This window comes from Candidatus Symbiopectobacterium sp., assembly GCF_020054415.1.
In the GTDB taxonomy this organism is placed as follows: Bacteria; Pseudomonadota; Gammaproteobacteria; order Enterobacterales; family Enterobacteriaceae; genus Symbiopectobacterium.
In genome coordinates, this window is the sequence record NZ_JAHWCO010000601.1 from 1 (window position 1) to 8133 (window position 8133).

At 51.0% G+C, this 8133-nt stretch carries 9 protein-coding genes, 1 other RNA gene and 1 pseudogene; 5 read left to right on the forward strand and 6 right to left on the reverse strand.

What is annotated here, in order from left to right:
* The 4 genes and pseudogenes from QZ506_RS17545 to grpE form a co-directional block, all read right to left on the reverse strand.
* A partial coding sequence (locus QZ506_RS17545) for a transposase (RefSeq protein WP_291972920.1) occupies positions 1-280 on the reverse strand: 280 nt, incomplete at its 3' end.
* Positions 281-336: 56 nt separating this feature from the next.
* On the reverse strand, positions 337-471 hold the full coding sequence (locus tag QZ506_RS17550) for a hypothetical protein (RefSeq protein WP_291972921.1): 135 nt from the start codon (positions 469-471) through the stop codon (positions 337-339).
* A gap of 169 nt (positions 472-640) precedes the next feature.
* Positions 641-1878: pseudogene (locus QZ506_RS17555) on the reverse strand (Nramp family divalent metal transporter).
* Positions 1879-2199: 321 nt separating this feature from the next.
* On the reverse strand, positions 2200-2787 hold the full coding sequence (gene grpE, locus QZ506_RS17560; protein ID WP_291972922.1) for a nucleotide exchange factor GrpE: 588 nt from the start codon (positions 2785-2787) through the stop codon (positions 2200-2202).
* Positions 2788-2925: 138 nt separating this feature from the next.
* Between grpE and nadK the strand changes: the two genes are divergently transcribed.
* The 3 genes from nadK to bamE all read left to right on the forward strand — a co-directional run bounded on the left by nadK (position 2926) and on the right by bamE (position 6073).
* On the forward strand, positions 2926-3804 hold the full coding sequence (nadK, locus tag QZ506_RS17565; RefSeq protein ID WP_291972923.1) for an NAD(+) kinase: 879 nt from the start codon (positions 2926-2928) through the stop codon (positions 3802-3804).
* An 87-nt stretch (positions 3805-3891) separates the two neighbouring features.
* Complete coding sequence (gene recN / locus QZ506_RS17570) at positions 3892-5553, forward strand: DNA repair protein RecN (RefSeq protein ID WP_291972924.1); 1662 nt, start codon at positions 3892-3894, stop codon at positions 5551-5553.
* Between the two features lie 184 nt (positions 5554-5737).
* The gene (gene bamE, locus QZ506_RS17575; RefSeq protein WP_291972925.1) at positions 5738-6073 is read left to right on the forward strand and encodes an outer membrane protein assembly factor BamE; all 336 of its coding nucleotides are present in this window, start codon (positions 5738-5740) and stop codon (positions 6071-6073) included.
* 47 nt (positions 6074-6120) lie between these two features.
* Here bamE and QZ506_RS17580 read toward each other — a convergent pair whose 3' ends face one another.
* Both QZ506_RS17580 and QZ506_RS17585 read right to left on the reverse strand, forming a co-directional pair.
* On the reverse strand, positions 6121-6405 hold the full coding sequence (locus QZ506_RS17580; RefSeq protein ID WP_291972926.1) for an RnfH family protein: 285 nt from the start codon (positions 6403-6405) through the stop codon (positions 6121-6123).
* Complete coding sequence (locus QZ506_RS17585) at positions 6398-6832, reverse strand: type II toxin-antitoxin system RatA family toxin (RefSeq protein WP_291972927.1); 435 nt, start codon at positions 6830-6832, stop codon at positions 6398-6400. Before QZ506_RS17585 ends, QZ506_RS17580 begins: the two co-directional genes overlap by 8 nt.
* A 155-nt stretch (positions 6833-6987) precedes the next feature.
* On the opposite strand from QZ506_RS17585, the gene smpB reads away from it, so the two are divergent.
* Both smpB and ssrA read left to right on the forward strand, forming a co-directional pair.
* Entirely contained in the window at positions 6988-7470 is a 483-nt protein-coding gene (smpB, locus tag QZ506_RS17590; protein WP_291972928.1) for an SsrA-binding protein SmpB, read from the forward strand.
* A gap of 45 nt (positions 7471-7515) precedes the next feature.
* Positions 7516-7877: a transfer-messenger RNA gene (ssrA, locus tag QZ506_RS17595) on the forward strand.
* Positions 7878-8133 lie beyond the last annotated feature (256 nt).

The window sequence follows — 8133 nt, forward strand, 5'->3', positions numbered from 1 at the left end:
AATAGTCTGGACAATGCAGCGACAATTTAATCAGTTTAAAAATCGAGTCAACAAAGCCCTGTAAAGCCCTCAATGAAAGGCCGAACACGCGTTTCATCATCAGGACTGTGGTGATGGCCATATCTGAGTAGTAGAGCGGTCGTCCACGCCGTTCAGTAGTGTTTTTTTCCGTCCATGCAGCAACGGCTGATTCATCTAGCCATACGGTTAGAGAACCGCGCTGCTTGAGGGCCTTGTTATAAGAGTGCCAGTTGGTAATTTTAAAATTTTGTTTTGCCATGGAGACCTGATTTTGAAACAACTGTGGTGATCTGCTCCGATGATTACCCAAAAGTTCTATTTATTCAACAAAGCCTCTGACGCCACCAGCAGCGCCTTTCTACCGTAATGGCGGGCAATATCGCCCACTTGCTTGTGTCGTCCTAATCCAAAATGAAATTTGACGGGATTACTGTAATCAAAATCCGGCATCTTTCACCTCTTTTTGTTCGCATATGCCGCATATGCGAATATTGTTCGTATTAATGATTCAGGTAATAGAGAGGAGGAAAAATGAGCGCCAGCCTTTTGATAAAAAAATGGACTGCCATCACATTTATTGTGGAGACAATCCGTTATACGTGAGAAATATTAGATTGCATTAACTGAGGAAGAACGTGCTAATCAGCAGATAAGCGTTGATGGAAATCACAATTAAAACAATCACATTACCGGCATTCTGTACCCAACGACCATTGACCATACATCCCATCAACGCCCGATTTCCGGTAAATGCCAGCAAAGGCACCAGCGCCAACGCAATCCAGAAGCTGAGCAGCACCTGACTCAGTACCAATACGCGAGTGGGCTCCATGCCGGACATAATCACAATAAACGAAGGTAGCATGGTGACCGTGCGCCGCACCCACAGGGGAATATGGAAACGGATAAACCCTTGCATCACCACTTGGCCGGCCAGCGTCCCCAAGACGGTAGAAGAGAGCCCCGCAGCCACCAGGCTTAAACCGAAAATAGTCGCCGCTGCCTTCCCCAACAGTGGATCGAGGGTGAGATAGGCACGCTCCAGATCGGCGATATCCTGATTGCCGCTAAAATGGAACGCTGCCGCAGCGGTATCCATCATTGCCAGATTGACGAATCCGGCAATGATCATCGCCACTGCCACGTCGATTTTGGTCGCAGCATAGCGTTCGGCACGGGTGTGGTCTTCTCCCTGCTGGGTCAATGAAGAATGCAGGTAAATCACATGGGGCATAATGGTGGCACCCAACACCCCAGCTGCCAGCAGCACCGCGTCGGAGGTGGGCAACTGCGGCACCGCCATGCCACGCACCAGCGAAGACATTTCAGGACGCGAGAAGATCAGTTCGACAATATACGCGGCAGCGACAAACAGCAGAAACCCGCCGATAATCATCTCCAGCGGCTTTTGACCACGCTGTTGCAGTGCCAAAATCAGGAAGGTCGCAATACCGGTAAGAATCGCGCCCTCAAGCAGCGAAATCCCCAACAGCAGCTTAAAGACGATAGCAGCACCGATAAACTCGGCCAAATCGGTTGCCATGGCGATGATCTCCGCCTGCACCCAATAGGCCACACCGCAGGGCGAGGGAAACGATCGCGAATGTGTTCTGCCAGATTTTTTCCGGTGGCAATCCCCAGCTTGGCAGAAAGCAGTTGGATCAGCATCGCCATCAGATTGGCCCATACCACCACCCACAGCAATTGATAGCCGTAGGCTGCCCCCGATTGAATATTGGTGGCGAAGTTACCCGGATCGATATAGCCAATCGCCGCTATAAATGCTGGCCCCGTCAGAGAAATATTAAGCTTCCTTGATGTGCGGCCGGCAGTCTCTATCACTCTGCTTCCCGTCATACAATGACCCTTTATTACCTCTATAATGATTCACTCTGTCATGAATGATAATGATTATCAAGTGTATTTAGAGTGGTAAAACAGATTGCTGTAATAGCTAAAACCAGCACCGTTAGCATGGACATCCGTTTAGCCTGATAGGTTCACGACTACCTCTCTGCCAGCACGGCCCCCGACACGCACGCATCGCTAAGAATTTGATCTGCGCCAGATTATTAACAAAATATAAACAAAAAAAACCAAGGTAAAGTCACTTGGTTTTTTTATTGATTTCAATTTGTTACGTACGTCTTCAAGGCAGACTCGGGTCGCTCAGGGAAATCAGCTCTTCGCTTTGGAAACGGCAACCATGGCGGGACGCAGCAAACGACCGTTCAGAGTGTAACCTTTTTGCATCACCATCATGACGGAATTTGGCGCATGGTCGGCCGATTCCAGCATGGTCATTGCCTGGTGCACTTCCGGATTAAACGGCACGTTCACGTCACCCACCGCCTCAATACCAAACTTGCGCACGGCATTCAGCAGCGATTTCAGCGTCAGTTCCACCCCCTCAATCAACGAGGCGAGGGACTCATTGCTGCGATCGGCTGCATCGAGCGAACGCTCGAGGTTATCAATCACTGGCAACATTTCACCCGCAAATTTTTCCAGCGCAAATTTATGCGCTTTTTCCACGTCCATTTCAGCGCGACGGCGGATATTGTCCGTTTCGGCACGCGCACGCAGCACGGTATCGCGCTCACGCTGCTGTAGTTCGTTCAGTTGAGCTTCCAATTCGGCAATACGTTCATCACGCGGATCGGCGACGTCTGTTGTTGCAGGTTCCACTTCCGCATGTTGCCCCTGTGCCGCTTCCATTTGATCTACGACTTGCTCGTCAGGCGACTTCTGTTCTTTACTACTCATGAAATTCTCCGCGGTTTTAGCATTCATCTCGCTTGTTCGCTTATTATGGGGATGAAAACCGGGGATTCAAGAGAAGTCGTTACATATACCGACAGATTTCGTGATACCGTGCGGCTCAGGGTAAGGAAAAGCATAACGATGACGAAACAGTTCAATTGCATTGGTATTGTGGGCCACCCGCGTCACCCCACGGCACTGGCGACGCATGAGATGTTGCATCACTGGCTGCACAGCAAGGGCTACCAAGTCATGCTGGAGCAGCATATTGCCCACGAGCTAGACCTGCCCGATGCGTTGACCGGCAGCTTGGCGGAAATCGGCATGCAAGCCGATTTGGCCGTGGTGGTTGGCGGCGATGGCAATATGCTAGGTGCCGCTCGCGTGCTCTCTCGCTATGACATTGATGTGATTGGCGTCAACCGGGGAAATCTCGGCTTCCTGACCGATATCGATCCCGATCAGGCACAGCAACAGCTTACCGAGGTGTTGGAAGGGCGCCACCTGAGCGAACGGCGCTTTATGCTGGAAGCGCACGTTTGCCGTCGCAATCAGCCTGACAGCACCAGCACGGCGATCAATGAAGTGGTACTGCACCCCGGAAAAGTCGCCCATATGATTGAATTTGAAGTCTATATTGACGAGCGTTTCGCCTTCTCCCAACGCTCGGACGGCCTGATTATCTCAACGCCTACCGGTTCCACCGCTTACTCGCTTTCCGGTGGCGGCCCCATCCTGACACCGACACTGGATGCCATCGCGCTTGTGCCGATGTTTCCCCATACGCTTTCAGCGCGCCCACTGGTGATAAACAGTAGCAGCACCATCCGCCTGAAGTTTTCTCATATCACACACGATCTGGAGTTGAGCTGTGACAGCCAGATAACCCTGCCGGTACAGGAAGGGGAAGAGGTACTGATTACTCGCAGCCAATACTCACTAAATTTGATACACCCAGAAAATTACAGCTATTTCAATACACTAAGCACAAAGCTGGGGTGGTCGAAAAAATTATTTTAAAATTTCGCGCTGGCCACTTTACTGGTTAAAAAACGGTATTATACTGTATACAATTACAGTACGCTGTTACATACAGGAAGGTGATTCATGCTGGCGCAACTCACTATCAGCCATTTCGCTATCATGCGTGAGTTAGACATTGATTTTCAATCAGGTATGAGCGTTATCACCGGCGAAACCGGCGCGGGCAAATCTATCGCGATTGACGCATTGGGCCTGTGCCTAGGCAACCGCTCTGACGCCAGCATGGTGCGTCCCGGCGCACAGCGTGCCGACATCTGTGCCCGTTTCGCCCTCAGCGATACTCCTGCGGCAAAAGCATGGCTGGAGCAAAACCAACTGGATGACAGCAACGAGTGCCTGCTACGCCGGGTGATCAGTGCAGACGGGCGTTCACGCGGTTTTATCAATGGCACCGCCGTGCCATTATCGCAGTTGCGTGAGCTCGGCCAACACCTGATCCAACTGCACGGCCAGCACGCTCACCAGTTGTTGCTCAAACCTGAACACCAACGTCATCTGCTGGATGCCTATGCCGACGAACCGCAACTGCTTGCTGCCATGCAACAAATCTGGCAGCAGTGGCACCAAAGTTGTCGCGATCTGGCACACTTGCAACAAGCGAATATCGAACGTGAGGCACGCCGTGAACTGTTGCAATACCAGCTCAAGGAGTTGAAAGAGTTTGCCCCACAGCCCGGCGAATACGAACAAATTGACGTCGAATACAAACGGCTGGCTAACAGCGGTCAACTGCTGTCACTCAGCCGGCAGACATTGCAGTTGCTCAGCGAAAACGACGATCAGAACATCATGAGCATGCTCCACAGCGCAAAGCACCAACTCGGCGAACTCGTCACTATGGATGAAAAGCTGGGCAGCGTGCTGAATATGCTGGAAGAAGCCAGCATTCAGATCAGTGAAGCCAGTGATGAGTTGCGCCACTACAGCGAACAAACTGATCTCGACCCGACCCGACTCTATGAGCTGGAGCAGCGTTTATCACGCCAAATGGCGCTGGCGCGCAAACATCACGTCCCCCCGGAAAACCTGCCGGCATTTTACCAGCAACTACTGGATGAACAGCAGCAGTTGGCAGAACAAGAGAGCAACCACGCCACGCTCAGCTTGGCCGTTAGCGAGTATCACCAACAGGCGCTGCACGCCGCGGAACAGTTACATGCCCGCCGTCAACACCATGCGCATGAATTGTCTCAGTTGATTATGGCACAGATGCATGAACTCGCCATGCCGCACGGCCATTTCTCCATTGAAGTAGAGTTTTCGCCGGAGCGCCTGACAGCCTATGGCGCAGACAGCATCGCGTTTCTGGTCACGACTAACCCGGGTCAACCGCATCATGCTCTGGCGAAGATCGCCTCCGGCGGTGAACTCTCCCGTATCGCACTGATCATTCAGGTGATCACTGCGCGTAAAATGGATACTCCAGCGCTAATTTTCGACGAAGTCGATGTCGGTATCAGCGGCCCAACCGCCGCGATTGTTGGCAAAATGCTACGTCAACTCGGCACATCCACGCAGGTGATGTGTGTCACCCACTTACCGCAAGTTGCTGGCTGCGGTCATCAACATTTCTTTGTCAGCAAACATACCGATGGTGCTGCTACTGAAACGCTGATGCAACCGTTGGACAAACGCGCAAGGTTGCAAGAGCTGGCACGTTTGTTGGGTGGCAGCGCAGTCACCAAAAACACATTGGCGAACGCTAAAGAGTTACTGGCTGCGTAAAAACAGCATCAGGCATCGCGAGCCATGGCTAATTGAGTGCGTTTTATCGTTGTTACCGTTAGCGTTCAGACAAAAATAATCAACTTTTTTGCATTCCGGTGGTCATACAAGCGCCTTGCCGGTTTTCAAGACAGGCAAGGTCTATTATCATCGGCAACCTATGCCCTTAAGGAATGTATTTACTATGCGCTGTAAAACGCTGACCGTCATCGCCGCGATGGTTGTTATGCTGACCGCCGGTTGTTCTACGCTGGAAAGACTGGTCTATCGTCCAGATATCAACCAAGGGAACTATCTGGCACCGGCTGATGTGGCAAAAATCCACACCGGTATGACCAAGCAACAGGTTGCCTTTACATTGGGTATGCCGATGATGCAAGACCCCTTTGGCAGTGACACCTGGTTCTACGTTTTCCGCCAGCAACCCGGGAATGGAGCGTTAAAACAGCAAACGCTGACACTGACCTTCAGACAGGATGGCGTTTTGACCAACGTGAAAAATCAACCGACGCTGAATTGATAGTGAATCTGTGATCAGAGCACGCATAATAAGGCACAGAATGTGCCTTATTTTTTGGAACGCGCCGCGCGCTGACGGCGCAATTCTTTAGGATCGGCAATCAACGGACGGTAGATCTCTACGCGATCTCCCTCGGTCACTGCGTCCGTCAAACGGGCCGACAGGCTAAAGATCCCGACTTTGTTAACCTGTAAATCGATATCGGTACGCAATGTCAGCAACCCGGAGGCAACAATAGCCTGCTCCACCGTTGCGCCCTCTTCCACCGTCACGGACCGCATAAACTGACGTTCTGGCAGCGCATAAACCACATCGACACGGATTTCAGGCACGGTATACCTCTTTGGCGCGTAAGGTGAAGGCCTGCACCATATTACTTGCCAATTCTTTAAACACCTTGCCAAAGGCCAGTTCGATCAACGCATTGGTGAACTCAAAATCAAGATGCAGTTCCACTTTGCAAGCATCGGCGCTTAAAGGAATAAAGCGCCAATCGCCACTTAATTGACGGAACGGACCATCAACCAACTGCATACTGATGCATTGGCTCTCGGTGAGCGTATTGCGCGTGGTAAAGGTTTTGCTGATCCCGGCTTTAGAAACATCGACAGCGGCCGTCATCTCTTCAGCGCTGGCAGCAATAATGCGGATCCCGGTACAGCTAGGCAGAAACTGGGGATAGGAGGAAACATCATTCACCAACTGGTACATTTGTTGCGCGCTGTAGGGCACCAGTGCAGAGCGACTAATCTTGGGCATGGCTTTTTCCGTATTACTTCAAACGCGCGGAATAATAGCACCGATGGCCCGTATGGTAAAAATTCTGAGGCGACGATCGCATCCCTTCCTCAACGTGCGTTCACTGATGCGGCAGTGATGTCTTTCCCTTTAACATCCGGTATAATGACGACACTATGACAAAGAAAAAAGCTTATAAACCCTGCTCCGCCACCATTGCGCAAAACAAGCGTGCTCGCCACGAATACTTCATTGAAGAAGAGTTCGAAGCGGGATTGGCGTTGCAAGGATGGGAAGTAAAATCACTACGTGCAGGTAAGGCCAACATCAGCGACAGCTATGTACTGTTGCATAGCGGTGAGGCTTTTCTGTTTGGTGCTACCTTTCAACCACTACTTGCCTCGTCAAGCCACGTGGTTTGTGACCCAACACGCACCCGTAAACTGTTGCTGAACAAGCGCGAGTTGGATTCACTTTATGGACGGGTTAATCGTGAAGGTTACACCGTGGTCGCGCTTTCGCTGTATTGGAAGAACGCCTGGTCAAAAGTGAAGATTGGTGTTGCTAAAGGTAAGAAAGAGCACGATAAGCGTTCGGATATCAAAGAGCGCGAGTGGCAAACAGACAAAGCACGCATCATGAAAAACGCCAACCGCTAACAGTGGATTAGGGCGTCACGGTTCTGTTATACTACTGAAGTAATTGGGGCTGATTCTGGATTCGACGGGATTGTGTAGCCTTAGGAGCATGCCGAGGGGCGGTTTGCCTCGTAAAAAGCCGCAAAAAATAGTCGCAAACGACGAAAACTACGCTTTAGCAGCTTAATAACCTGCTCTGAGCCCTCTCTCCCTAGCCTCCGCTCTTAGGACGGGGATCAAGAGAGGTCAAACCCAAAAGAGATCGCGTGGATGCCCTGCCTGGGGTTGAAGCGTTAAATCCAATCAGGCTAGTTTGTTAGTGGCGTGTCTGTTCGCAGCTAACCGGCGAATGTAAAGGCTAGACTAAGCATGTAGTGCCGACGGTGTAGTAATTTCGGACGCGGGTTCAACTCCCGCCAGCTCCACCACTTTTTAGTAAAATGAGGTCTACCCAAGTCTATCAAGGCCGCATTCCACATGGGTTTGCGGCCTTTCTCATGTCCAGTGAAGTCTACTGAGAATTGCTAGAAACCACTCCTTATGTGTATTAGTCGCGACTAGATCTGACACTGTACCTTGAAAGGTTGAGAGTTACCGGTTTTGATATGGGTGTCTAATCCTTAAACAAAACGCGAGGTAACTCTCATGCTTCATACTAACAATCCCATTATCAAACACAAAGCC

What these genes read in the sequence shown, in the direction of transcription:
- smpB (WP_291972928.1), top strand. Translation starts at nt 6,988, where the DNA reads ATGACAAAGAAAAAAGCTTATAAACCCTGCTCCGCCACCATTGCGCAA.
- grpE (WP_291972922.1), bottom strand. Translation starts at nt 2,787, where the DNA reads ATGAGTAGTAAAGAACAGAAGTCGCCTGACGAGCAAGTCGTAGATCAA.
- recN (WP_291972924.1), top strand. Translation starts at nt 3,892, where the DNA reads ATGCTGGCGCAACTCACTATCAGCCATTTCGCTATCATGCGTGAGTTA.
- QZ506_RS17585 (WP_291972927.1), bottom strand. Translation starts at nt 6,832, where the DNA reads ATGCCCAAGATTAGTCGCTCTGCACTGGTGCCCTACAGCGCGCAACAA.
- QZ506_RS17550 (WP_291972921.1), bottom strand. Translation starts at nt 471, where the DNA reads ATGCCGGATTTTGATTACAGTAATCCCGTCAAATTTCATTTTGGATTA.
- bamE (WP_291972925.1), top strand. Translation starts at nt 5,738, where the DNA reads ATGCGCTGTAAAACGCTGACCGTCATCGCCGCGATGGTTGTTATGCTG.
- nadK (WP_291972923.1), top strand. Translation starts at nt 2,926, where the DNA reads ATGACGAAACAGTTCAATTGCATTGGTATTGTGGGCCACCCGCGTCAC.